The sequence below is a fragment of the Mycobacterium barrassiae genome (assembly GCF_025822765.1).
In the GTDB taxonomy this organism is placed as follows: Bacteria; Actinomycetota; Actinomycetes; order Mycobacteriales; family Mycobacteriaceae; genus Mycobacterium; species Mycobacterium barrassiae.
This window is the reverse complement of record NZ_JACKUK010000028.1, coordinates 90,772-112,838: the sequence shown is the minus strand read 5'-3', so window position 1 is coordinate 112,838 and position 22,067 is coordinate 90,772. Positions and strand designations below refer to the sequence as shown.

The 22,067-nt window shown below is 66.2% G+C and carries 27 protein-coding genes; 18 read left to right on the top strand and 9 right to left on the bottom strand.

Going from position 1 to position 22,067, the window contains the following annotated elements:
- Window positions 1-110 precede the first annotated feature (110 nt).
- From H7J93_RS19525 to H7J93_RS19510, 4 genes are all read right to left on the bottom strand, one after another.
- A complete protein-coding gene (locus tag H7J93_RS19525; RefSeq protein ID WP_267307959.1) occupies window positions 111-725 on the bottom strand; it encodes a TenA family protein in 615 nt (204 codons plus the stop codon).
- Complete coding sequence (locus tag H7J93_RS19520; protein ID WP_267307958.1) at window positions 722-1,279, bottom strand: TenA family protein; 558 nt, start codon at window positions 1,277-1,279, stop codon at window positions 722-724. Before H7J93_RS19520 ends, H7J93_RS19525 begins: the two co-directional genes overlap by 4 nt.
- A 24-nt stretch (window positions 1,280-1,303) precedes the next feature.
- Entirely contained in the window at window positions 1,304-1,441 is a 138-nt protein-coding gene (locus tag H7J93_RS19515; protein ID WP_267307957.1) for a hypothetical protein, read from the bottom strand.
- Between the two features lie 363 nt (window positions 1,442-1,804).
- Window positions 1,805-2,578, bottom strand: a complete 774-nt coding sequence (locus H7J93_RS19510) for an enoyl-CoA hydratase/isomerase family protein (RefSeq protein ID WP_267307956.1) — start codon at window positions 2,576-2,578, stop codon at window positions 1,805-1,807.
- A 68-nt stretch (window positions 2,579-2,646) separates the two neighbouring features.
- Here H7J93_RS19510 and H7J93_RS19505 point away from each other — a divergent pair, with 68 nt between their 5' ends.
- The 13 genes from H7J93_RS19505 (at window position 2,647) to H7J93_RS19445 (ending at window position 13,954) form a co-directional block, all read left to right on the top strand.
- Window positions 2,647-3,006, top strand: coding sequence for a nuclear transport factor 2 family protein (locus H7J93_RS19505; RefSeq protein ID WP_267307955.1), 360 nt, complete (start codon window positions 2,647-2,649; stop codon window positions 3,004-3,006).
- 69 nt (window positions 3,007-3,075) lie between these two features.
- The gene (locus tag H7J93_RS19500; RefSeq protein ID WP_267307954.1) at window positions 3,076-4,545 is read left to right on the top strand and encodes an amidase; all 1,470 of its coding nucleotides are present in this window, start codon (window positions 3,076-3,078) and stop codon (window positions 4,543-4,545) included.
- Between the two features lie 37 nt (window positions 4,546-4,582).
- On the top strand, window positions 4,583-5,149 hold the full coding sequence (locus H7J93_RS19495; protein ID WP_267307953.1) for a COG4315 family predicted lipoprotein: 567 nt from the start codon (window positions 4,583-4,585) through the stop codon (window positions 5,147-5,149).
- Window positions 5,150-5,185: 36 nt separating this feature from the next.
- The gene (locus H7J93_RS19490) at window positions 5,186-6,373 is read left to right on the top strand and encodes a metallophosphoesterase (RefSeq protein WP_267307952.1); all 1,188 of its coding nucleotides are present in this window, start codon (window positions 5,186-5,188) and stop codon (window positions 6,371-6,373) included.
- A gap of 31 nt (window positions 6,374-6,404) precedes the next feature.
- Entirely contained in the window at window positions 6,405-7,262 is an 858-nt protein-coding gene (locus tag H7J93_RS19485; RefSeq protein ID WP_267307951.1) for an acyl-CoA thioesterase, read from the top strand.
- A gap of 63 nt (window positions 7,263-7,325) precedes the next feature.
- Entirely contained in the window at window positions 7,326-8,327 is a 1,002-nt protein-coding gene (locus tag H7J93_RS19480; RefSeq protein WP_267307950.1) for an AAA family ATPase, read from the top strand.
- A gap of 4 nt (window positions 8,328-8,331) precedes the next feature.
- Complete coding sequence (locus tag H7J93_RS19475; protein WP_267307949.1) at window positions 8,332-9,204, top strand: DUF58 domain-containing protein; 873 nt, start codon at window positions 8,332-8,334, stop codon at window positions 9,202-9,204.
- Window positions 9,194-9,667, top strand: a complete 474-nt coding sequence (locus H7J93_RS19470; RefSeq protein WP_267307948.1) for a hypothetical protein — start codon at window positions 9,194-9,196, stop codon at window positions 9,665-9,667. The genes H7J93_RS19475 and H7J93_RS19470 overlap by 11 nt, the downstream gene beginning before the upstream one ends.
- Window positions 9,658-10,632, top strand: a complete 975-nt coding sequence (locus H7J93_RS19465) for a hypothetical protein (protein ID WP_267307947.1) — start codon at window positions 9,658-9,660, stop codon at window positions 10,630-10,632. The genes H7J93_RS19470 and H7J93_RS19465 overlap by 10 nt, the downstream gene beginning before the upstream one ends.
- Window positions 10,629-11,603: a VWA domain-containing protein gene (locus H7J93_RS19460; RefSeq protein WP_267307946.1), complete on the top strand. Its 975-nt coding sequence runs from the start codon at window positions 10,629-10,631 to the stop codon at window positions 11,601-11,603. Before H7J93_RS19465 ends, H7J93_RS19460 begins: the two co-directional genes overlap by 4 nt.
- Window positions 11,600-12,289, top strand: a complete 690-nt coding sequence (locus H7J93_RS19455) for a hypothetical protein (protein ID WP_267307945.1) — start codon at window positions 11,600-11,602, stop codon at window positions 12,287-12,289. Before H7J93_RS19460 ends, H7J93_RS19455 begins: the two co-directional genes overlap by 4 nt.
- A 158-nt stretch (window positions 12,290-12,447) precedes the next feature.
- Complete coding sequence (locus H7J93_RS19450; protein WP_267307944.1) at window positions 12,448-13,341, top strand: manganese catalase family protein; 894 nt, start codon at window positions 12,448-12,450, stop codon at window positions 13,339-13,341.
- Between the two features lie 28 nt (window positions 13,342-13,369).
- The gene (locus H7J93_RS19445) at window positions 13,370-13,954 is read left to right on the top strand and encodes a hemerythrin domain-containing protein (protein ID WP_267307943.1); all 585 of its coding nucleotides are present in this window, start codon (window positions 13,370-13,372) and stop codon (window positions 13,952-13,954) included.
- Window positions 13,955-14,098: 144 nt separating this feature from the next.
- Here the strand turns inward: H7J93_RS19445 and H7J93_RS19440 are convergent, their stop codons facing one another.
- The 3 genes from H7J93_RS19440 to H7J93_RS19430 all read right to left on the bottom strand — a co-directional run bounded on the left by H7J93_RS19440 (window position 14,099) and on the right by H7J93_RS19430 (window position 16,200).
- The gene (locus tag H7J93_RS19440; RefSeq protein ID WP_267307942.1) at window positions 14,099-14,674 is read right to left on the bottom strand and encodes a hypothetical protein; all 576 of its coding nucleotides are present in this window, start codon (window positions 14,672-14,674) and stop codon (window positions 14,099-14,101) included.
- 12 nt (window positions 14,675-14,686) lie between these two features.
- Window positions 14,687-15,835: a zinc-dependent alcohol dehydrogenase gene (locus H7J93_RS19435; protein WP_267307941.1), complete on the bottom strand. Its 1,149-nt coding sequence runs from the start codon at window positions 15,833-15,835 to the stop codon at window positions 14,687-14,689.
- 89 nt (window positions 15,836-15,924) lie between these two features.
- A complete protein-coding gene (locus tag H7J93_RS19430) occupies window positions 15,925-16,200 on the bottom strand; it encodes a hypothetical protein (protein ID WP_267307940.1) in 276 nt (91 codons plus the stop codon).
- A gap of 139 nt (window positions 16,201-16,339) precedes the next feature.
- On the opposite strand from H7J93_RS19430, the gene H7J93_RS19425 reads away from it, so the two are divergent.
- Window positions 16,340-17,179: an SDR family oxidoreductase gene (locus tag H7J93_RS19425; RefSeq protein ID WP_267307939.1), complete on the top strand. Its 840-nt coding sequence runs from the start codon at window positions 16,340-16,342 to the stop codon at window positions 17,177-17,179.
- Between the two features lie 6 nt (window positions 17,180-17,185).
- On the opposite strand, the gene H7J93_RS19420 is transcribed toward H7J93_RS19425, so the two are convergent.
- Window positions 17,186-18,016: an LLM class F420-dependent oxidoreductase gene (locus H7J93_RS19420; protein ID WP_267307938.1), complete on the bottom strand. Its 831-nt coding sequence runs from the start codon at window positions 18,014-18,016 to the stop codon at window positions 17,186-17,188.
- Between the two features lie 70 nt (window positions 18,017-18,086).
- On the bottom strand, window positions 18,087-18,890 hold the full coding sequence (locus H7J93_RS19415; protein ID WP_267307937.1) for a glycoside hydrolase family 16 protein: 804 nt from the start codon (window positions 18,888-18,890) through the stop codon (window positions 18,087-18,089).
- Window positions 18,891-18,978: 88 nt separating this feature from the next.
- Here H7J93_RS19415 and H7J93_RS19410 point away from each other — a divergent pair, with 88 nt between their 5' ends.
- The 4 genes from H7J93_RS19410 (at window position 18,979) to H7J93_RS29465 (ending at window position 22,026) form a co-directional block, all read left to right on the top strand.
- A complete protein-coding gene (locus H7J93_RS19410; protein WP_372507959.1) occupies window positions 18,979-20,337 on the top strand; it encodes an MFS transporter in 1,359 nt (452 codons plus the stop codon).
- Between the two features lie 155 nt (window positions 20,338-20,492).
- On the top strand, window positions 20,493-20,840 hold the full coding sequence (locus H7J93_RS19405; protein WP_267307935.1) for a hypothetical protein: 348 nt from the start codon (window positions 20,493-20,495) through the stop codon (window positions 20,838-20,840).
- Window positions 20,841-20,852: 12 nt separating this feature from the next.
- Window positions 20,853-21,446, top strand: a complete 594-nt coding sequence (locus H7J93_RS19400; protein ID WP_267307934.1) for an HD family phosphohydrolase — start codon at window positions 20,853-20,855, stop codon at window positions 21,444-21,446.
- 124 nt (window positions 21,447-21,570) lie between these two features.
- Entirely contained in the window at window positions 21,571-22,026 is a 456-nt protein-coding gene (locus H7J93_RS29465) for an SRPBCC family protein (RefSeq protein WP_372507948.1), read from the top strand.
- Window positions 22,027-22,067 lie beyond the last annotated feature (41 nt).

Genomic DNA, 22,067 nt, shown 5'->3' with positions numbered 1-22,067 from the left:
GGACCTTAACGTGCGCAGGTAGTGGCCCGACACAGCGGTTCGACCGACCCGCGAGACTCGGTTGCGGCGTCACCCCTGGCGACTGCGCAGACGCCTACTCGCTGCGGCCGTCAGCCTGATATCGCGGACTCGAAGAACTGCACCTCCAGGCGCATCGCGCGCCGGTAGGCCATCGCGACGGCGGCGCGGTCGTCGGCGTGTTGATCGAGTAGGCCTTCGAGCTGGGATGCCAGGTCGCCGAAGTCCGGGTCGGCGTAGGTCTGCACCCATTCTGCGTACTGTCCGGCCTTATCGGCGTCCAATGAGGTCCCGAGCCACGCGTACAAGCGCATGCACGGAGTCATCGCCGCCAGAATCACGCCGAGGTCAGACGTGGCGGCGGTGGCCAGTAGGAAGTCGGTGTACGCCAGCGTTGCCGGCGAGGGTTCGACGCCCGCCATGTCGATGCCCCAGCGCGCGGCATACGAATTGTGCAGGTTCAACTCGTCGGCGACCCCGGCGATCAAGCCCGCCAGTGCGATCAGCGTCGGGGTGTCGTTGCTGCGGGCCAGCGCCAGAGCGTATGCGCGGGCAAAGGATTCGAGGAAGAACGCATCCTGCGCGACATAACCGGCGAAGATCTCGCGGTCCAGCGAGCCGTTGCCGAGTTGTTGGATGAACGGATGCGCCAGGGCGTCGTCGGCCAAGTCGCGGTTGTCGGACCACAGTCGGTGGGAAAGAGTCATGCCAGCGCCATCTCCCAGAACGCCACCTCGTGTTCGAGCACCTCGGCGACCAGTTCGGTGTGGACGTCGGGGGTCGCCAGTTCGCCGAGTGCGTCGACGTATGCGGCGAACTCCGGGGTGGTCCAGTGATCGACGAACTCGCGGAACGGCGACGTGTCCGACACGGCCGACGACCACGCGAGCAGGTACACCCGCTCGATGACCCAGAGCGCCGTGAGCGCCGCATCGGTGGGCATGCCGTCGAGCCGCTGCAGCAGCTCCCGGTACGCGATCGTGGCTGGGAGCGGCTGCTGATCCAGGTCGATGCCCCGTCGGGCGACCTGCACCTCGAACCAGTCCAACTCGTCGACCAAGGCGACGCATCCCCCTGCGAGCACACCCTGAGCCGGGCGCGGCGCTCGCGCGAGCAGCCGCGCCTGGAAGGTGAGCAGGTCGGCGACGAACAGCACGTCCTGGCTCAGCCACTGGTTGAAGGCCGCGTCGGCGATGGTGCCCTCGCGCACCGCATCGAGAAACGGGTGCCGGGTCGCGGCGGTCCACAAGTCATCGACCACGCCCGAAACACTAGTCATGGCGGTTCAGCGAGGCGGCAGCGGGACGAAGCGCTTGAGCTTGCCGCTGGCCTGATTGCGGCCGAGCGTCTCGACCGCGCTGATCCGGACCGACATCAGGTCCGGAACCAGTGATTGCACATCGTTCTTTGTGACGACCAGCATGTCGGCACCACGTTCGGTCTGTACCACCTGGTACTCGATGATGCGGGGATCGGTGGGAGGGCATGCCGAAAAGCGCTGGCGGGCACTGTGTGTGGTCCATAGGTGAAATCGTCGTCGTGACGGCCGCTGATGTCGGCCGCCCGCGCGAACGCGCTTCCGTGTAGAACGGCGAGCGCTCCTGGGCATAGGCGAGCATCGAGCGCAGCTCACGGTCGCGGTGCCGCCGAATCCGCTCGGCCGGCCAGTCGAGGCGGCCCACATGATCGTCGAGAGCAGCCTGAACCGCATGGAGACGAGCGCCGCGGATGCGTTCGTATTCCGACCGTTCCATCGCAGCTCCCGTGTGCCGTCAGATAGCGACCATCAACGGCCGCGCCACTGCGGCGCCCGCTTGTCCTGCCACGCCTTGATCCCCTCGGCGACGTCTTCGGTGGCGGCAGCCACCTTGCGCATCGTCTCGCCGAAGCGAACGGACTCGATCCAGCCCATGTTCGCGGTGCGCCACGCCACCTCTTTGGTGGCGCGTTGCGCCAGGGGAGCCGCCCGCGTGAGCGTCTGCGCCCATGAACGCGCCTGCGCCTGCAGCTCGTCGGGTTCCACCAGGCGCCACACCAACCCGATCTCCTTGGCGCGCTGAGCCGTCATCGGCGCGCCGGTTAGCAGCAACTCCATGGCGTCGGCCCACCGCACCCGCTCGGGTAGCCGGATCGCCCCGACGATGGTGGGTACGCCGAGCGACACCTCGGGGAAGGAGAAGGAGGCGGCGGTGGAGGCGATCACGAAGTCGCAGAACAGAACTCCGGTCAAGCCGTAACCGACACACGGACCGTGGACAGCTGCGATCGTCGGCTTGAACAGTTCCATCCCGCTTTCGAACGAGTTGATGGTCGGCTTCTCCCAGAACGTGCCACCAAAGGTGCCCACTGAACCCTCGCCGTCCTTGAGGTCGCCTCCCGCGCAGAACACGTCTCCGTTGGCGGTCAGAATCCCCACCCACGCGTCCTCGTCATCGCGGAACCGGTCCCAGGCCGCGTTCAGATCGCGACGGAGCGCACCGTTGATCGCATTGCGCGCCTTGGGGCGGTTGAGCGTGATCGTGGCGATGTGATCGTCGAGTTCGTAGGTGACGAGGCTCATGGCTGCACGATAACCACGCCGAAATGCGACCATTTCACCGCAACCCCCACCGGCCGAGGGAGACCCCAATGTCCGACCCGATCGAGACCCTGATGCTGGCGAACCTGCGCGAGGTGTTCAACGAACGCGACGAGACGAAGCGGCGCGCGGCGATCGAACGCACCTACGTGCAGGACGTGCGGTGGACCGACGCCGAGGGAGTGACAACGGGACGTGATGCTCTTGAGGCGAAATGTGTTGCACTACAACAGCAACTGGGTCCCCTGCAGTTCGTCACCGCCGGTCCGGTGCGGCAGCTACCGAACTTCGGCCATCTGGCCTGGAACCTCGTCGACGGCGACGGCAACGTCGCCATGTCCGGCTTCGATGTGGCGTTGGTCAACGACGGCGTGATCGCAGAGCTCTACACCGTGCTGCAGGAACAGTGATTTCGGCGTGCTGGGTCACGCTCAGCGAGACTTAGCACGCCGAAATCGCTTTAGACATACGGTCAGACAATGAACTTCGAGGAGTACCGGCGCTACGACGCCACCGGGCTGGCGAAACTGGTCGCGGACGGCGAGGTATCCCCGGGGGAGTTGCTGACCCTGGCGCGGGAGCGGGCCGCCGCGGTGAACCCGAGGATCAACGCGATCGTGCGCGACATCCCGGCGGCGCAACCTGCCGAACTCAGCGGTCCGTTCGCCGGCGTCCCCTTCCTGATCAAGGATCTGGGGCAGGACTACGCCGGGCTGCCGACGTCGGCCGGGTCGCGTGCGCTGATGTCGCTACCCGCCGCCGAGCACGCGACCGTTGTCCAGCGCTGGATCGACGCCGGGCTGGTCATCTTCGGCAAGACCAACACCCCGGAGTTCGGGGCGAAGGCGATCACCGAGCCCGTCGCCTGGGGGCCTGCACGGAATCCGTGGGGTCTTGGCCATACACCGGGTGGCTCATCCGGTGGGTCGGCTTCGGCCGTCGCGGCGGGAATCGTGCCGTGTGCCGGCGCCAACGACGGCGGCGGGTCGATCCGCATTCCCGCCGGGTGTTGCGGACTGGTCGGGCTGAAAGCCGGTCGCGGGTTGACGCCGATGGGTCCGGCCACCGGCGAGGCCATGCACGGAGCCGGTGTGCAGGGTGTCGTCTCGCGGACGGTGCGCGATACGGCCGCGATGCTCGATGTCATCAGCGGTGGCGAACCGTTCGGGCCGTACATGCCGGGTCTGCCGGATGCCCCGTTCGCGTTTTCCGTGGGAGCAGATCCGGGGAAGCTGCGCATCGGCGTGCGGGTGCCGTCGGCGATCACCCCGTCGCCACATCCCGAGGCCGTCGCTGCCGTGGAGGCGACCGCCGCGAAGCTGACCGAGCTGGGCCACCACGTCGACGAATTGCCGCAGGCGCCCTTCGACGATGCCGCACTCGCCAAGGATTTCCTGCTCGGCTGGTTCGTCTACGCCGCGTTCAACGTCGCCGAGGCCAAGCGCGTCACCGGTGCGGGCAACGAGTCGTTCGAGTTCGACACCTTGATCATGGCGGCGCTCGGTCGGGCGACGCGCGGCGTCGACTACGTGGCCGCCGTCCAGCGCCGCCACGACCACACCCGTCGGCTGACCACCTTCTTCGAGTCGTACGACCTGCTGATGACGCCTACGCTGGCGACCCCACCGCCGAAGATCGGTGAGTTCGAGCTGCCCGCCGCGTTGCAGGGTGGTGCAGAGCTGCTGATCAAGACGCGCACCGCCCGCGCGCTGCGCTTCACCAAGATCGTCGAAACCTTCGTGGACAAGAACCTGGGCTGGGTGCCGTACACGCAACTGGCGAATCTGACTGGGCGACCGGCGATTTCGCTGCCGCTGCACTGGACCGCGGCGGGTCTGCCGCTCGGTGTCCAGTTCGTCGCGCCGTTGGCGGGCGAGTCGCTGCTCATCCGGTTGGCGGCCCAACTCGAGCAGGCCATGCCGTGGGCCGACCGCTTGGCGCCGGTGTAGGGGTTTGACCGGCGGCGTCGGTGGAAATGAACCCACCATGCACCCGCCAAACAAGCCGGTACTCGCGTGCGTCCCGATCCTGACGGTCAGCGTCGCGGCCTTGGTCGGATGTTCGGCGTTCGCCAACCGCGCGGCGACCGAATCGTCGACCGCTAGTTCGCCGACCCCGGTGACCTCGCCCCGGACCGAGGCGACCGCGTCGCCCCACCCGATCCCCTCGACCGATCAGATTCCACCTATCGGAGACGTGTCGCTGGAACTGGACGACCGCGGCGATTTGGGGACGATCATCGTCGACGGGTCGGGCCGCGCCGTTTACGTGTTCAGCGCGGATCAGCTGAACAACCCCAGCTGTTATGACGTCTGCGCCGACACGTGGCTGCCGGTACTGGCCAAAGGCGACCCGTCGGGCGGCGTCGGCATCGACGCGGCGGCCGCGGCAACCGCGCCACGTCGCGACGGCAGCACTCAGGCGACCTACAAGGGACATCCGCTGTACCACTACGCCGGCGACAAGACCGACAAGGACGCCGCCGGGCAGGGCCTGGACCTGTTCGGTGGCGAGTGGCACATCTTGACCAAGGATGGGCAACCGCTGGCGTAACGGCGCACCCCCGGCTCGTAGGTAACGTCGATTGCGATGACCGATCCGGCAGACGTAGTAGAGGAAGCCTTCGACCCACCTCGGCGGCCGCGCAGGGATTGGCGGCGGATGGCCGTCGTCACCGCCATCCTCCTGGCGCTGTTCGGCGTGCCGTGGTGGACGCTGATCGTCGCGGGCGCGGCGTGGCCGCCGGCCGTGGTTGTGACCGGCACCCTGGTCTTCGTCGTGGCTGCGGCCGCTCTGCCGTTGCTGATGATGCTCGGCCACGGGAACAGGCACCTCGACTGGGCCGCCGTCACCGGTGATGCGCTGCTCGGGGTGGCCTGGGTGTTGTTCGTCTGGTCGGTGCTCGGCCTAGTGATCGGACTGCTGCTGTTCTTCGCGGGTGTCGAGGACCCGGTGCGATCGCGGGTGGTGGCCGCGGTCGTGCTGGCGGTGGCCTTGGCGCTTCTCGCGTGGGGCTTCTTCGAAGCGATGCGGGTACCGCGCATCAGGACGGTCGACGTCGAGATGCCCAGGCTCGGTGCCGGTCTCGACGGACTGCGCGTCGCGATCATCACCGACACGCATTACGGGCCGATCGATCGGGCCCGGTGGTCAGCCGCCGTGGTGAAGCGCGTCAACGAACTCGACGCCGACCTGGTTTGCCACGTCGGCGATCTCGCCGATGGGACGGTCGACATGCGCGAGGAGCAGGTCAGTCCGCTGGCGTCGGTACGGGCCGCCGAGGCGCGGGTGTACGTCACCGGCAACCACGAGTACTTCACCGAGGCGCAGGCCTGGCTCGACTACATGGAGAGCGTCGGGTGGACCGCCCTGCACAATCGGCACGTCATCGTCGAACGCGGCGGTGATCGGATCATCGTCGCCGGGGTCGACGATGCGACGGCCGAGGCGTCGCGTCAAGGACACCGAGCGGATCTCGACGCCGCCCTCGAGGGAGCCGACCGCACACTGCCGGTGCTGCTGCTCGCACATCAGCCCAAGCAGGTGGTGGACGCGGTGCGCGCCGGCGTCGATCTGCAAATCTCCGGGCACACCCACGGTGGTCAGATCTGGCCGTTCAATTTCCTTGTCCGACTGGACCAGCCGGTGGTGGCGGGATTGAGTCGCCACGGTGAGGTGACACAGCTCTACACGAGCCGCGGTACCGGCTTCTGGGGTCCACCCTTCCGGGTGTTCGCGCCCAGTGAGATCACTCTCATGACGCTTCGCCGACCGTAGCTATCGCGGGGCGGTGCGGCATGATGCCCGGGTGATATACCGCCCGCCGACGCTTGCCGAGGTCATCGCCACCCTCGATGTCGACCGTGTCGACGACCATCAGTTCCGCGCCACCCAACTGGACAACCCGGCACACCATATCGCCGGCGGGCACATCGCGGCCCAGGCGTTGATGGCGGCGAGCCGGACAGCGCCCGGCCGGACGCCGCACAGCGTGCACGTGTACTACATCCGCGCGGGCGATGCGCGTGAGCCCGTCGACATTCACGTCGACGTGGCCCGTGACGGCGGCACGCTGTCGACGCGCCAGATCACGGCGCGCCAGAACGGCCAGATCCTGCTCGAAGCGCTCGCATCGTTCACGACGCCCATCGAATCCCTCGACTACTACCAGCCGATGCCCGACGTCACCGACCCCGAGGCGCTGCCGCCGATCCAGGAGCAGTTGGCGGACTATGCCGACGAGCTCGGCGGCCACTGGGTGCGACCGCAACCGTTCGATCTGCGCTACGTCGACCCGCCCCCGCGCCTTGTCGTCGACTTGCCGGAGGCGCCTCCGCAGATGCGAATGTGGTGGCGCCCCAACGGTTCCGTCGCGCCCGACGAAGTACTGCACAGCTGCCTGCTGACCTACCTGTCGGGCACCACGATGGTCGAGGTCGCGCTCGCGCGACGGAAACAGACCCCCATCGGTACGTTCAACGCGCTGATCGACCATGCGCTGTGGTTTCACCGGCCCGTCGACCTGACGGACTGGGTGCTGTCCGACCAGGTGTCGCCGAGTGGCGTCGCCGGCCGGGGCCTGACGACGTCGACGATGTACAACCGGGCGGGCCAGCTGGTGTGCATTGCGACTCAGGAGCTGTACTTCGGCCGGGGTCGTGCCTAAGCAGGCGTGAGATCCGGGCGGCGGGGTACCCATGCGGGACTTGTTCCCTCGAGAAAGGTATCCATGACCGCGCCGCTACCCAGGCTTGACCAGCGGGATCTGGCCGAAGCCGAACGAGTGGTGGCGGCGATGTCGTCCGCCTTCTCGGCAAAGGTCGTCGGCCAGGATCGACTCCGGGAGTCGCTGCTGGTGACCCTTCTCGCGGGCGGGCACCTGTTGATCGAGAGCGTTCCGGGCCTGGCCAAGACGACGGCCGCCCGTGTCGTCGCCGAATCAATCCATGGCGTGTTTCGGCGCATCCAATGCACGCCCGACCTGTTGCCCAGCGACATCATCGGCACCCAGATCTACGAGGCCGCCACCAACTCCTTCGCCACCCAGCTCGGACCGGTGCACGCCAACATCGTCCTGCTCGACGAGATCAACCGGTCCAGCGCGAAAACGCAGAGCGCCATGCTCGAGGCGATGGAGGAGCGTCAGACCACCATCGCCGGGGTGGAATACCCGATACCGGAACCCTTCCTCGTCATCGCCACCCAGAACCCGGTCGAGCAGGAGGGCACCTACCCGCTGTCGGAGGCCCAGACCGACCGGTTCATGCTCAAGGACCTCGTCGAGTACCCGTCCGTCGACGACGAGGTCGAGGTCGTCATGCGGATGGACGCCGGACTCTACGAGAAGCACCACCGCGTGCCGCCCGCGGTGGGACTCGACGAGATCCGACGTGTGCAGAGTTTGGTGCAGACCGTGTACATGGACCGTCAGCTGATCGAGTACGCGAGTCGACTGGTGAACGTGACGCGGGCGCCGGAGCGGTATCTGCCGGCGAACCTCGCCCGGTTGATCGAATACGGCGCGAGCCCGAGAGCGACGATCGCGTTCTGCCGCACCGCGCGCGCTCTGGCGGTCGTCCGCAACCGTAACCACGTCGTGCCCGACGACATCGCGCGCCTCGCGCATCGCGTGCTGCGGCATCGGTTGATCCTCGGCTTCGAGGCAGCCAGTCTGCGCATTACACCCGACCTGGTGGTCGACGCGGTGCTGGACGCGGTGCGGGTGCCGTGAGGTCATGGGCAAGCATCTCGACAGCGCCAAGCGGTTTTTCGGCCGCGACACCACCGGGCTGCTCGACGGCGGCCGGTATGCACTGGTGCACACCCGCAGTCTCGAGTTCGACGACCTGCGGCCGTATGTGCCGGGTGACGACGTCCGCGACATCGACTGGAAGGCCACCGCGCGGTCCGGGCACGTCCTGATAAAGCGCTTCGTTTCGGAGAAACATCACAAGATCCTCGTGATCGCCGACGCCGGCAGGAACACGGTTGCCCAGGCGCCGTCAGGCGAGCGCAAGCGCGATGTGGCGTCGAACGTCATCGGCGCGATCGGCCTGATCACCCTCCGCCGGTCCGACGAGATCGGCATGGTCTTCGGCGACGTCCGCGGCTGCGTCGACATCAGACTGCGGCGCGGTGAGACGCACATCGAGAGCATGCTGCACCGGTTCCATCACCACACGACGACCGCGCCCGCGCCGAGCAGAGTGGTGACACAACTGAATTGGGTGGCAAGGCACTACCGACGACCATTGCTGATCTTCGTGGTGTCCGATGAGCCGGAGGTCGACGAGGGCCTCGGAGAGGTGTTGACCCGGCTTACTGCTCAGCACGACGTCATGTGGGCGATGGTCGCCGATATGGCCGCCATCGGGTCCGTCGACGACGAGGGCGACGGCTATGACGTGGCCGGAGGCCGCGTCGTGATGGGCGGCGCGACGCTCGGCCCGCACGTGATCGACGCCTATCGGCGAGCCGAATTCGAACGGCGGGAGCAGCTTTCGACGTTCCTGACGACACACGGGGTGCCCTGCGCGCGATTCACCGGCAGCAGGGGAATCAGAGCCGGACTGACTGCGATGACCGGAACATACGCCCGTGTCCGATGAGCTGATCCGCTTCGTCGGCGGTCCCACGCCGTACTCGTCGTGGTGGCTGTGGCTCGCAATCCTCCTGTCGGTGATCCTGATCGGCTGGTACGCAGCGGTTTACCTGTTCACCATGCCGGAGCGGCGGATCAGCAACCTGCCGGTCATCGGAGCCGCCCGCAGCGAACTGGTCAAGCGAAGGTCCGCCCGCACGGTGCGCGCGATCGGTGAGCGCTACCGCGCCGGCGAACTGGCCGCAGCCCCCGCTGCGGCGGCCGTCAGCCGGGAACTGCGCGCATTCCTCCACGCCGCCACCGGAACTCGCGCCGAATACATGCAGGTGGATGCCATCGCCGCGGGTGAGCTGGCGCCGGCCGCACCCGTTTTGACCGAGCTGAACGACGCGCAGTTCAACGCCGACTCGACTGTCGACGTCGGGGCTGCCACCGACTCCGCCGAGGAGCTGATCCACACGTGGAGCTGACCTGGTGGGTGGTCGCGATCGCCGGGTGCCTGGGCCTGGCGGCGTGTGTCGCGGCGGCGGCGCTGAAACCGATGAACGCCGAACGTCGGCGGTTGCGTCTGCTGGCCAATGTCGAGCGGCTGACCCGTCTGCCCGAGTACCGCCGCGCGGCCCGGCTGCGCACGCTGTCCACCATTGCGGCAATCATCCTGCTGACGGTGACCTTCGGCGCCGCCGTGGTCGCCGCGGCCCGTCCAACCGGATTACCTTCGACTGCACGGCAATCCGATGCCGCTCAGCCCGAGGACATCATGCTGTGCATGGGCGGCCCGCCGACCGACCCGGCCGTCCGCGCAACCCTGCGCTACTTCGCCGAGCGCGTGACCGGGTTCACCACCCAACGCATCGGATTGACCACAGCCAATCGCCGAATCGTGCCCATGACCCGCGACTACCAATATGCCGCAGAGCAGTTCAACGGTTTCGCGGCGGCATCCGAACAGGCGGGCGACGACGCCAGGTGGACGCCCGCGGTCTCGTACGTCAACCACGCCGGCGGCGTCGAAGACGTCATGGCACTGTGCCTCACCGGATTCCCGGAATTCGATGAAGAAGCGGCACAACGCCGCTCGCTCATCTACGTCGGACCCGGCTCGCTCCGCCAGCCCGGCGAGACCCGCCCCGCCCTGTTCACCGCGGACGCGGTCCGCGACCTGGTGGAGGCGGGCAGTGTTCAGGTCAACGTTCTGATGACCGGGCCCGGCGGCGGCGCGCTGGAGGCGCTGGCCCGCGAGAGCGACGGACGCGCGTTCCCGGCGAACTCCGCTACGGCGGCTGACCTTGCCGAGATCAGGGACCACCCGCCGCCACCGACTGCAACGGTCGCCGCGGTCGTCAAGGCCGCCGAAACCCCCGATGTGCTTTTGCTATTGGCGTTGGTGGCGTTGACGGGATTGACGCTCTGGCCACTGGTGGTGCGGCGATGACGCTGCATCCGGTCCTCCCGCCACTACTGCTCGTGACGGCGGCGCTGCTCGTCGGCGCGCAGTTCATCGCGCTGCGCCGGTGGCGCGCGTCGGGACGCAACCGGACAATGCTGTGGCGTTGGCTGCTTGTGACCTGCGCGGCACTTCTGCTCGTCTTCGCGGCTATGCGCGTGGTGATCACCGAAGGTGATGAATCGGCGCCGCGCAGCGCAGGCGACACCGAACCGACCGTCTTCCTGGTCGTCGACCGCTCACCGAACATGGCGGTAGAAGACATCGACGGCCGCAGCCGGATGGAGTTGGCGCGCGACGACATCGAGGCACTGATCGACCGGTATCCGCGGGCCAGATTCGCGGTGATCGGATTCTCGTCGGCCCCGTCGTTGGCGTGGCCGCTGTCGGCGGATACCTGGAGCCTGCGGCCGATCGCGCAGACCATCGACCCCTACGCCTACCGCCAGGACGACATCACCCAGACCAACGCCGGCGCAGCGAGCACCGTGGTGCGCTACCAGCTGATCAGCGCGGTCCAGCAGTATCCGCGGGCCACCACACTGGTCTTCTACCTCGGGGCGGGCGCTCCCGAGTCATCGCTTCCTGCAAGGGAATTCACTCTGCCTGCCGAATCGGTCGACGGCGGTGCTGTGCTCGGCTATGGCACCTCGGCGGGGGGCCCCATTCCCGGCACCGATATCGCACGGTCGCCTGTCGACGAAGCCACGCTGCGAACGGTCGCCGATCAGTTGGGGGTGCCGTACGTCGCGCGCTCCGGCGGCGCACTGCCGACCGCGGAGTTGCCCGAGGCGGGCGGGGCGACGGAGCCGACGGCGGTCGTAGCGTCCGCGGGCGGCCAGACCGAAACGTACTGGTTGCCAGCGCTGGGCGCCGCCGTCCTTGTCCTGATCGAGCTCTACCTGGTGCTGCGCGACGTCCGTCGCAGCAGGTACGTCGGCGGGGACGTGATGCCATGAGCGCAGGGGCACGATCGCCGCTACGCCGTCGCCTGCTGGTGGTCTCCGCGCCGGTGGCGTTGCTTCTCATCGTGGTGATCGTCAAGTCGCTGTCGGTCGTCGTCGCGGGAGAGTCCGCCGTGGCGGCGTATGCGGACCGGGACACCGCCCAACTGCGCCGCGCAGTCGACGCGCTGATGGTGTTCAACGTGATCGAGCCCGGCAGGTCACACTTCGCCGCGGGCGCCCTTGCGGTGCTCGAGAACGAGCTCGAAGAGGCAGACCGCCAGTTCAGCGAGAGCCTGGCCCGCTCGGAGTCCTGCGCGGCGCGGGTCAACCTCGAATTCGTCCGCGAGACGTTGGGTGACCGCGCGGCGGCGCAGTTCGATGGTCGATCCGCCGTCGCCCATTACCTCGATGCGCGAACCGTGGTCGAGCAAGCCCCGCCGGGCTGCTTCGCCGGAAACACCGACCCCGATCCGCAGCGACGCATGCTCCGCAACGACGCACTTGCACGGCTCGATCAGAAGATTCACGCCGCACGGGTGGCACCACCTCCGCCTCCGCCTGCACCTCCGCCGGAGGCAACCGCCCCTCCACCGATCCCGGCTGGCGGGCCAACCACTGACAGCGGTCAGCAACGGTGGCTCGACGCCGGTACACCACTGGAGCGGCTGCAGCAGATACTGCGTGACGCCGTTGCGTGAGATCCGTGTGACCTCGGAACACGTTGGCCGATCTTGAAATTCACACAATCGGTGCGGATTCCACCGTTTGCCTCACTCGACCCCGGGTAAGCGAGTGTCACCTCCGTCTACAGCCCAGCGGACCGAGGCCCTCAATTTCTATTCAGTCGGGAGATGTCGTGTTCACACATAACAAAGATCTGCAATTCGAGGTACGAGTGTCCGAGCCGGACCCACGCTTCGCGAGTCTTCTCATGGAGCAATTCGGTGGTGCCAACGGCGAACTCACCGCGGCTCTGCAGTACTTCACCCAGGCGTTCGTGCTGAGGGAGAAGAATCCCAAGATGTACGACCTGTTCATAGATATCGCCACCGAGGAACTCAGCCACCTCGAGATGGTCGGGTCGACGATCACGATGCTGCTCGACGGTCTCAACGACGACCTCAAGATCGCCAACCAGCGATGCGATTGGATGCCGGCGGTGGCCAGCAAGGACGGCCGTGAGCAGGCGATCCATCAGGTCGCGGTGAATCCGATGTTCCTGGTGCTCAGCGGCGGCGGCCCCGACGTCAAGGATTCCGCCGGTAACAACTGGACCGGCGCATTCATCGACGCCAACGGTGATCCCACCGTGGACCTGCGCAACAACCTCGCCGCCGAGTCGCGGGCGAAGGTGGTCTACGAGTACCTGAAACAGTTCACCGACGATCCCGGCGTTCAGGACACGCTGACGTTCCTGATGACCCGGGAGATCGCGCACTACCAACAGTTCACCGCCGCGCTCAACGAGCTCCCGGTGAACTTCCCGCCAGGCCAGCTGCCCGGCGATCCGCGGTTCCAGAACGTCGCGTTCAACATGAGCAACGGCGCCGGCTCGGTCCGTGGTCCGTGGAACCAAGGCCAGGGTCCGTGGCCCGAAGGTATCGAGTGGGACTACGTCGAGAAGCCGGAAGAGCAGTGGCTGGGAACGTCGTTGCGCGAGAACACCGGCGCCGAGGCCAATCCCGAAGGGGAGCCGGCGATCGACGCCGAGAAGCCCTTCACCCACGAGCAGCACACCGCCACGAGCTGAGTGTCGCTGCAACCGAAAGGACTCAAGCATGGACGCATTGACGTTTTTGCGGCAAGACCACAAGAGCGTGCTGGGCATGCTCGAGGTGCTTGACGGCGCGCCCAGCGGTAGCGGGGCCACAGAAAGCGGCCTGAGCACGATGGTGACGAATCTCGTGATCGCCGAGTCTCAGCACGAAGCGATCGAAGAGCAGTTCTTCTGGCCGGCGGTGCGCGAGCTGGTCGAGGATGGAGATGCGTTGGCCGACAAGGCGATCGAACAGGAGCAGGAGGGAAAGCGGCTCCTGCAGCTGCTCGAGGACGGCGTTCCGGGTGAACCCGAGTATCAGGAGGCCCTGAAGGAGTTCGTCAAGGCCGGACGTGAGCACATCGCCTTTGAGCAGGATGTGGTGTGGCCGGCTTTCGAGGCCGCGATCAGCCGCGAGGACCTGGTCAAGATGGGGGAGAAGTTGGAGGTGGCGAAGAAGATCGCCCCGACTCGCCCGCATCCCGACACCCCGCCGAGCCCGGGGGTGTTGAAGACGATGGGCATGGTCACCGCGACTGTCGATCACATCCGCGACGCGGCAACCGGCCGGGCCGCGGAAAATCCACCCGATCCGCAGATCCACTGAGGGGAAGGCGAAATGACCGCACCCGAACCAGAGTCCACGGAACCGGAAGACCACCAATCAGCTGATTCCGAACAGGTACCGCCGGTCAGCCCGGCGTATTCAACACCGCCGCCGGAGGGTCTGCCGGACGCAGAGCATTCGTGATCACTTGCGCCGGGCGCGTCGTCTATCGACCGCCCGGCCAAGTGTCACGAATGCCGCCGCAACCATGAGCCACGGTCCGGCGACGAGAACCGGATCCAACCAGCTGTGCGCGTTGTCGACCCGGGTGGTGCCGGTGCGCGCCTTCCACCCGCCATGGGTGAACTCGGTCTTGATGCCCGTCTCGGTGATCGGGTTGTCCGGTCGCAACTTCACGAGGGACTCCAGATGGCTCTCGATGGCGTCGATCCGGTCGGCACCGATCAGAAGGAGCCAGTGGGCGGCGCGGCCCTCGCTGTAGCGGTACGCGAACTTGCGCACAGCTCCCGACAACCAGCGCGGGGGTGTCGAGGTGCCGAATACCGGTGTGAGGCGGGCGTGTTCGATCGACCGCTCTCGCGGCCACTTCTCGGGTTGCTGTTCCGGGAGGTCCCAATGCGCGCCCGTGGCGGACGGGTCGAACCGCATTCGCGGCACCGCGGGACGGTCGGCGGGATCGAGATCGGCACCCCAGCCGGGGATACGGGCGCGCAACTCGTCGCTGCTCGGGGTTGGCGGATGCTCTGACGTGTACACCATGATCTGCTCCTTTCAGCTGGCCTGGGGGAGGACGATGGGCTTGATGCAGTCGTCCAACTTGGATGAGAAGATGTGGTAGGCCTCGGCGATGTGCTCCAACGGAATCCTGTGGGTCACAATGTCATTGGGCTTCAAATACCCGTTCTGAATGTGTGAGAAGAGGCGTGGCCACTGACGCTTGACCGGGCACTGGTTCATACGAAGCGTCAAACCCTTGTTCATCGCGTCGCCGAACTTGACCGCGCTGAACATAGGTCCATAGGCACCCATCACCGACACCGTTCCGCCCTTGCGCACCGAGTCGATGGCCCAGTTCAGTGCGACCGGAGAGCCGCCCTGGAGTTTCAGCTTCGTCGCCGTGACGTGCTGCAGGAAGTTCCCGTCGGCTTCAGCGCCGACGCAGTCGATCACCGAGTCGGCGCCGAGGTATCCGGTCGCCTTCTTCATCGTGACGACGATGTCGTCGTACTCGGCGAAGTTGTACGTCTCGGCGTGAGCGAAGCTGCGCGCCTTCGCCAATCGGTTCTCGAGGTGGTCGATCACCAGGACCCGGCCTGCGCCCATCAACCACGCCGACTTTGCGGCGTACAAGCCGACCGGTCCCGCGCCGAACACCGCGACGGTGTCACCTTCGGCGATGTCGGCGAGTTGGGCGCCGAAGTATCCCGTCGCCAGCGCGTCGGTGCACAGCAGTGCGTCCTCGTCGTCCATCCATTCCGGGATGAGCGCGGGGCCGACATCGGCGAACGGTACGCGCACGAACTCGGCCTGGCCGCCGTCGTACCCGCCGCAGGTGTGGGAGTAGCCGTAGATGCCGCCGACCGCGGTGGCGTTCGGATTCACGTTGTGGCAGTTGGAATACAAGCCACGCGCGCAGAAATAGCACGAGCCGCAGTAGACGTTGAAGGGCACCATCACGCGGTCGCCGCGTTTGAGGTTCTGCACCGACGGGCCGACTTCCTCGACCACCCCGATGAACTCGTGCCCGAACGTCATGCCGACGCGGGTGTCGGGCATCAGCCCGTGGTACAGGTGCAGGTCTGAGCCGCAGATCGCGGCCATGGTGACCCGGACGATGGCGTCGTTCGGATGCTCGATCGCCGGCATGTCCTTGTGCTCGACGCGGACTTTGTACGGTCCTCGATAGACCATTGCGCGCATGGTGTGCCTTCCCTAGGCGGTCACCGCGCGCTTACCCGGTGTGGCACCGCCCAAACGGCACGTGCCTGTCGGGCAGTCCAGAGATGTGTCTAGCCGCCGCCGGTGACGATGTTCGACGACAGCGTGAGGAACTGGCCGTTCTTCCAGACGCCCCAGCGGCCGCCCCACATGGACGTCCACACGACGGGCTCGCCGAGCCAGAAGTCGGTGGTCTTCGGCGGTGCGTTAGGCGGCGGAACTTCACCCTGGGCAGGAACCCCTGGGGGCGGTTGGGCAATCGCCACAGTCGTGCCCAGGCCGAGCGTTGTTGCCGCGAGGCCCGCGGCCACTGCGAACGCAGCCACAGTGTTCTTGATCGAAGGCATTCGGCATCACTCCAGAGTCGGGACCCATCCGGCTACTTAGTCCGAGTAACCACCCTACGTCATGGTGAAACGTCCGGGCGGCTCTGATACACCCGACCCGAAGACTGTAACGTCGCCACACTGCGTATACGGTCCACACATGACTCGAGTTTCGGTGATCACGGGCGGTGCGGGCGGCATGGGGCAGGCCACCGCGAAAGTCGTCGGCCAGGACCACACCATCGTGCTGTGCGATGTCAGGCAGGAGCGCCTCGACGCGGCCGCGGCGACGCTGAAGGACCTCGGGGTCACGGTGACGGCGGTGAATTGCGACGTCACCGTTCCCGACGCGGTCACCGGACTGTTCGACACCGCGTTGGGTCTCGGAACGCTCGCCTCGGTGATCCACACTGCCGGGGTCAGCCCCAGCATGGGCGACGCCGACTACGTCATGAGGACCAACGCCATCGGCACGCTCAACGTCAATGAGGTCTTCTACGCGGCCGCTCCCGAGGGCGCGGCGATCGTCAACGTGGCGTCGATGGCGGCCCACCTGCTGCCGGACGAATTCATCCCGGCGATGCACTTCCCGACGGCGTTCACCGACGAGTCCGCTTTCATGACGGCGATGCTGGCGGCCTGCGACATCGCCGGCGAGGAGGCGCGGTCCGGCATCGCGTACGCGGTGAGCAAGAGCTTCGTCCGGTGGTACGCCAGCGCGCAGTGCGAGAGGTTCAACGGTCGGGGGCTGCGCGTCGTGTCGGTCTCCCCCGGGTCCATCGACACCGAGATGGGCAGGCTCGAGGAGCAGGCGGGCGCGGGTGCGATGGTCACCGACGCCGCGGTCCCGCGATGGGGCAAGCCGGAGGAGATGGCCGCTCTGCTCGCGTTCTGCGCCAGCGACAAGGCCGGCTATCTCACCGGCACCGACATCCTCAACGACGGCGGAGTGGTCGCCTCGATGAAGGAGCGTGCCCGGGTGGCCGCCCAGAACGCGTGAGCCTGTTCAGCCCCGATAGTCCGCGACGTGCGCAGCAAGTTTGTCGAGAAGTCGCAACGACTCGTCCAGCGGCTTGGTGGGCAATAGCAGCGCCACCTGTCCGAACCCCAGATCCTCGACCGCGCGCCAGTAGTCGGGATCGTCGGGTGTGCCGAACTGAGCCAGCGGCACGTCATGATCCGCACCGTCGCGGATCTGACCGATGCGTTTGGCCAGATGGTCCACTGGAAGCGGATTGGCGATCCAGCCCGCTTCGTGCCGGATGATCCGCTTGACGGTGGCATCAGAGTCGCCGCCGATGTAGATCGGCGGATGCGGCTTCTGCACCGGCTTGGGCCGCTGGTACGACGAATCGAAGTCGACGAAGCGGCCGTGGTATTCGGCGGGTTCGGTGGTCCACAGCGCCTGGATGGCTTCGATGCGCTCGTCGAGCAGCGCGCCGCGTGTCTTCGGGTCGGTGCCGTGGTGGCGCAGCTCCTCGATGTTCCAGCCGGCACCCACCCCGAACACGAAGCGGCCGCCGGAGATCAGGTCGATGCTCGCGGCTTCCTTCGCGGTGATGATCGGATCGCGCTGGATCAGCAGCGCGATCCCGGTGAAGAGCTCGATCCGGGAGGTCACGGCGGCCGCGGCGGCGAGCGTGACAAACGGGTCCAGCGTCCGGTAGTAGATGGACGGCAGTTCGCCGCCCATCGGGTACGGCGACTCCCGGCTCGCCGGGATGTGCGTGTGCTCCGCGACGACCAGCGATTCGAAACCGCGCTCCTCGACGGCACGCGCCAGCGATACGGGGTCGATGCCGTCGTCAGTAACGAAGGTGGATATGCCGAACTTCATCGCGGCTCCCATCGTCGGCTACGTAAACCTCAAGTCCGTGCCGGGGCGGACCTATTCCTCCTACGGGTGACTACCAGACCTTCACCCAGTCGACGAGCATCTCCGCGGGGTAGGTGCCGCCGCTGGGATCGCCGCCGCCCGACCCGGCGACCGCGAGACCCAGGATCGGGAACAGCGTGTAGCCGGGCGTATTGAACTGGTAATTCGGCAGTTGGTCGGGCGTGACGGTGAAGTACGGCGCCGCACCGTCGGTGTGGTCCAGCCAGAACTTGAAGCCTTCCTCTGTCCACTGGGTGCGCCATCTGTGCCAAGCGCTGTCGGGTGCGATGGTGTGGCTGACGTGTTCACCGCCGTTGAGGTTGGCGTGGACGGTGGTTCCGGGAGCCCAGCTGCCGTTGCCGTACCACTCGATGATGTCGACTTCGCCGCCGTTGGTGGGACTGTTGTTGGCCAGGTACCAGGCCGGCCAGCATCCGGGGGTCAGGCAGTTGAACTTGACCCGGGCTTCCCAGGTGGTGTTGATGCCGCCCCGGTACCTGCCGAAGAGCTTGCCGCTGTAGTAGGTGTCGCCGTCCTTGGCAGCGCGGAGTACCAGGTTGGACTTGCCGTCGAGGAAGAGGTTCCTCCGGTCGTCGCGGTACTGGCCGACGTTCTCGGGCAGCTCCCAGAACGTGGGGTCCTCCATGGTTTCGCGCTCGTACGCGGGCTCCCATTTGGAGAAGTCGGGGGCCGAGCCGGCGGGACCGTCGAAGTCGTCGACGAAGCGATAGTCGCTGGTCGAGGGCTGAGCGTTGGCGGTGGGCAGGGACACAGAGGCGGCCAGGGCGCCGAGGCCGGCGATCTGCATGACGCGGCGACGATTCAGTTCAGGCATCCCATCAGGTAAGCGGTTCTGGCCGCCGAGCGCAAACCCCTTCGATCATGAGGCGCGCGCGGCTAGCGTCGCCTGGATGAGTGAGGCGATGCCGAAAACCGTGCAATCAGGGCCGACGCGTGCGCCGACGAGCACCCGCCGGGCGGTGCTCAACACCATCAAGGGTTCGGCGGGCAACCTCGTCGAGTGGTACGACGTCTACGTCTACACGGTCTTCGCGTCCTACTTCGAGGCCCAGTTCTTCGACAAGGACGACACCAACTCCACGGTGTACATCTACGCGATCTTCGCGGTCACGTTCGTCATGCGACCGGTCGGATCGTGGTTCTTCGGCCGGTTCGCCGACCGGCGGGGGCGTAAGGCGGCGCTGATGTTCAGCGTCACCGTCATGTCGGCCTGCTCGTTCGTCGTGGCGATCATGCCGACGCGCGAAACCCTCGGCTACTGGGCGGCCGTGGTCCTGATCCTGGCCCGGCTGGTGCAGGGCTTCGCCACCGGCGGGGAGTACGGGACGTCGGCGACATACATGTCGGAGGCGGCGACGGCGAACCGGCGCGGTTTCCTGTCGTCGTTCCAGTACGTCACGTTGATCGGCGGACACGTCCTGGCCCAGTTCACATTGCTGATCGCATTGCACTTCCTCGACGACGACGCGATGCACGACTGGGGTTGGCGGATAGGCTTTTTCATCGGTGGCGTCGCGGCATTGGTGGTGCTGTGGATTCGACGCTCGATGGACGAGTCGCTGAGCGACTCGCACCTGGAGGCCATCCGGGCGGGGAAGGACACCGACGCCGGCTCCTTGAAGACGTTGTTCACGACGCACTGGCGTCCACTGCTGCTCGTGTTCCTCATCACCGCGGGCGGCACGGTGGCGTTCTACACCTACAGCGTGAATGCGCCCGCAATCGTCAAGTCCACGTTCGGTTCCGACGGCGCGCTGACGGCCACGTGGGTGAACCTGCTGGGGCTGATCTTCCTGATGCTGCTGCAGCCGGTGGGTGGTCTCATCAGTGATCGCATCGGACGCAAGCCGCTGCTGGTGTTCTTCGGTGTCGCCGGCGTGCTCTACACCTACGTTCTGCTGACGTATCTGCCGAAGACGACGTCGGTCGTGATGGCGTTTCTCCTCCTGGCCGTCGGTTATGTCATCATCACCGGGTACACGTCGGTCAATGCGATCGTGAAGGCGGAGTTCTTCCCCGCTGACATCCGCGCGCTGGGAGTGGGTTTGGGCTACGCGCTGGCGAATTCCGCCTTCGGCGGAACGGCTCCGATGCTGTATCAGGCCTCTAAACCGGATCACGTCACCTTGTTCATCGTGTACGTCACGGTGATCATCGGGGTGAGCCTGTTGGTGTACATCTTCGCGTTGAAGAACAAGGGCGAGACGGTGCTCGATCGCGAGCAAGGCAGTGCGTGGACGGTGCCGGGTCCTTATCGATGACCAGAATGGGAGTGGGTATGGCGCGCTACGTGTTGGTCTCGACGTGCTTGGCGGTTGGGTTGGTGGTTGCGGGGTGCGGCGGGTCTGGCGAGTCGAGAACCACGACTGTCACCGAAACAGTTTCGGACACAGAGACTTCCACGTCAGCGTCTGCCGTGCCGACAACCGCAGGAACTGACCTGCCATCGTTGATCCCGGTACCTGCGAACAGTCAGCGAAAAGACGGGCCGGCGTGGATTCACGACGGTGGTGTCCGCAAGCACTTCCTGGTCACCGGATCGCCAACCGAGGTCATGGACGCGTACAAGACCACACTCGAGGACGCGGGATGGACCGTTGTCGTCGAAAGCGCCGGCGGCGGTGGCGGCGGTGGGGGTGCGACCTACACCGGCACCAACGGCGACGCCTATGGGGTGTTCGTCGGAGGGGGTCACGCTGACACGACTGATGTCAACTCGTGTGTGTGGCCAACCAGACCATCGAACACCAACTGCGGCAACTGATCCGGACGTGTTGTGACACCGGATATTCTGCAGAGCTCGATCCTGGCTGAAGAGATCCTCGAATCGCATCGTCATCGTGCCCACGGAGACGACGCCGGCTATGACGGCTACAAGGCGCATGTGTATCGGGTGATCAACTTCGCTCGCGCGCTCACGCCGGACCAACCAGACCGCGACGACAAGCTGGCAATCGCGTCGGCCTTCCACGATCTGGCGGCGTTCGACACGATCGATTACCTGGTTCCGTCGATCGAGGCACAGAACGCGTGGCTGGCCGACACCGGCCGTGAAAACTGGTCAGACGAGTTGGCGCTCATCGTCGCCGAGCATCACCGGCTGCTCACGTACGGCTCACGCCGACCGTACGCGGCGCTGGTCGAGGCGGTGCGTCGGGCGGATCTCATCGATGTCAGTCAGGGCAGGATCCGCTTCGGCCTGCCACGCTCCTACGTCGACGAGGTCCGTGCGACCTTTGACGCGGATGTCTTCTTCGAGCGTGTGATCCCGTCAGGGGCGCGGCGCGCCATTCGAGAGCTCCAGCAGCCCGGCTTCTTGCGACCCCGTAACGCACTGGTCCGCTCGGGTCATCGCGGAGCCGATCGATAGCTGCGAAACGGCGTCACAGGAGCGACGGCATTGTCGATTGTGCTTCCTATGGTCGAGATTGAACACAGGGTCGTTGGTTTACTCGCGCGTCGCCTGGCCGTCTGCGGTAGTAGATTGCCACGACATGCCCGCCCGTGTATCAATCGCGGTTGAACAGTCGACGTCGGCGACGCCGGTCTCGGTGTACGGCGCTCTGATGGATCTGGACCGATGGCCAGAATTCATGCCGGGTATCTCTGCTGCGTCATGGGAAGTGTCGGGAGAACCCGACACGGCTGTCGGCGGAATCCGGAGAATGCGGATTGGGCGCGGTGTGACCCGCGACCGGATCCTGGCCGGAACGAAACCGCATCATCATGCCTATGCTGCAGAGCTTCCGTGGTACCAGGCCATGCTCATAAAGGACTACCGAGGCGACATTCGTATCGAAGACCGACCGGATGGGTCGCTCATCATATGGACGGCATCGTGTACGCCTCGCCTGCCGGGGATAAGAAATCTGAGTCATACGCTCCGACAAAGCTATTCGGAGCTAGCGGCGGCATTGGTAGAAGAGGCTGAACGCAGATCTGCCCAGTGATATATCCAGACTCAAGCACTTGAGCCTCGGCGGAACATCAC

What these genes read in the sequence shown, in the direction of transcription:
- H7J93_RS19525 (WP_267307959.1), bottom strand. Translation starts at nt 725, where the DNA reads ATGACTCTTTCCCACCGACTGTGGTCCGACAACCGCGACTTGGCCGAC.
- H7J93_RS19515 (WP_267307957.1), bottom strand. Translation starts at nt 1,441, where the DNA reads ATGCTGGTCGTCACAAAGAACGATGTGCAATCACTGGTTCCGGACCTG.
- H7J93_RS19510 (WP_267307956.1), bottom strand. Translation starts at nt 2,578, where the DNA reads ATGAGCCTCGTCACCTACGAACTCGACGATCACATCGCCACGATCACG.
- H7J93_RS19505 (WP_267307955.1), top strand. Translation starts at nt 2,647, where the DNA reads ATGTCCGACCCGATCGAGACCCTGATGCTGGCGAACCTGCGCGAGGTG.
- H7J93_RS19500 (WP_267307954.1), top strand. Translation starts at nt 3,076, where the DNA reads ATGAACTTCGAGGAGTACCGGCGCTACGACGCCACCGGGCTGGCGAAA.
- H7J93_RS19495 (WP_267307953.1), top strand. Translation starts at nt 4,583, where the DNA reads ATGCACCCGCCAAACAAGCCGGTACTCGCGTGCGTCCCGATCCTGACG.
- H7J93_RS19490 (WP_267307952.1), top strand. Translation starts at nt 5,186, where the DNA reads ATGACCGATCCGGCAGACGTAGTAGAGGAAGCCTTCGACCCACCTCGG.
- H7J93_RS19480 (WP_267307950.1), top strand. Translation starts at nt 7,326, where the DNA reads ATGACCGCGCCGCTACCCAGGCTTGACCAGCGGGATCTGGCCGAAGCC.
- H7J93_RS19475 (WP_267307949.1), top strand. Translation starts at nt 8,332, where the DNA reads ATGGGCAAGCATCTCGACAGCGCCAAGCGGTTTTTCGGCCGCGACACC.
- H7J93_RS19460 (WP_267307946.1), top strand. Translation starts at nt 10,629, where the DNA reads ATGACGCTGCATCCGGTCCTCCCGCCACTACTGCTCGTGACGGCGGCG.
- H7J93_RS19455 (WP_267307945.1), top strand. Translation starts at nt 11,600, where the DNA reads ATGAGCGCAGGGGCACGATCGCCGCTACGCCGTCGCCTGCTGGTGGTC.
- H7J93_RS19445 (WP_267307943.1), top strand. Translation starts at nt 13,370, where the DNA reads ATGGACGCATTGACGTTTTTGCGGCAAGACCACAAGAGCGTGCTGGGC.
- H7J93_RS19440 (WP_267307942.1), bottom strand. Translation starts at nt 14,674, where the DNA reads ATGGTGTACACGTCAGAGCATCCGCCAACCCCGAGCAGCGACGAGTTG.
- H7J93_RS19435 (WP_267307941.1), bottom strand. Translation starts at nt 15,835, where the DNA reads ATGCGCGCAATGGTCTATCGAGGACCGTACAAAGTCCGCGTCGAGCAC.
- H7J93_RS19430 (WP_267307940.1), bottom strand. Translation starts at nt 16,200, where the DNA reads ATGCCTTCGATCAAGAACACTGTGGCTGCGTTCGCAGTGGCCGCGGGC.
- H7J93_RS19425 (WP_267307939.1), top strand. Translation starts at nt 16,340, where the DNA reads ATGACTCGAGTTTCGGTGATCACGGGCGGTGCGGGCGGCATGGGGCAG.
- H7J93_RS19420 (WP_267307938.1), bottom strand. Translation starts at nt 18,016, where the DNA reads ATGAAGTTCGGCATATCCACCTTCGTTACTGACGACGGCATCGACCCC.
- H7J93_RS19415 (WP_267307937.1), bottom strand. Translation starts at nt 18,890, where the DNA reads ATGCCTGAACTGAATCGTCGCCGCGTCATGCAGATCGCCGGCCTCGGC.
- H7J93_RS19410 (WP_372507959.1), top strand. Translation starts at nt 18,979, where the DNA reads ATGCCGAAAACCGTGCAATCAGGGCCGACGCGTGCGCCGACGAGCACC.
- H7J93_RS29465 (WP_372507948.1), top strand. Translation starts at nt 21,571, where the DNA reads ATGCCCGCCCGTGTATCAATCGCGGTTGAACAGTCGACGTCGGCGACG.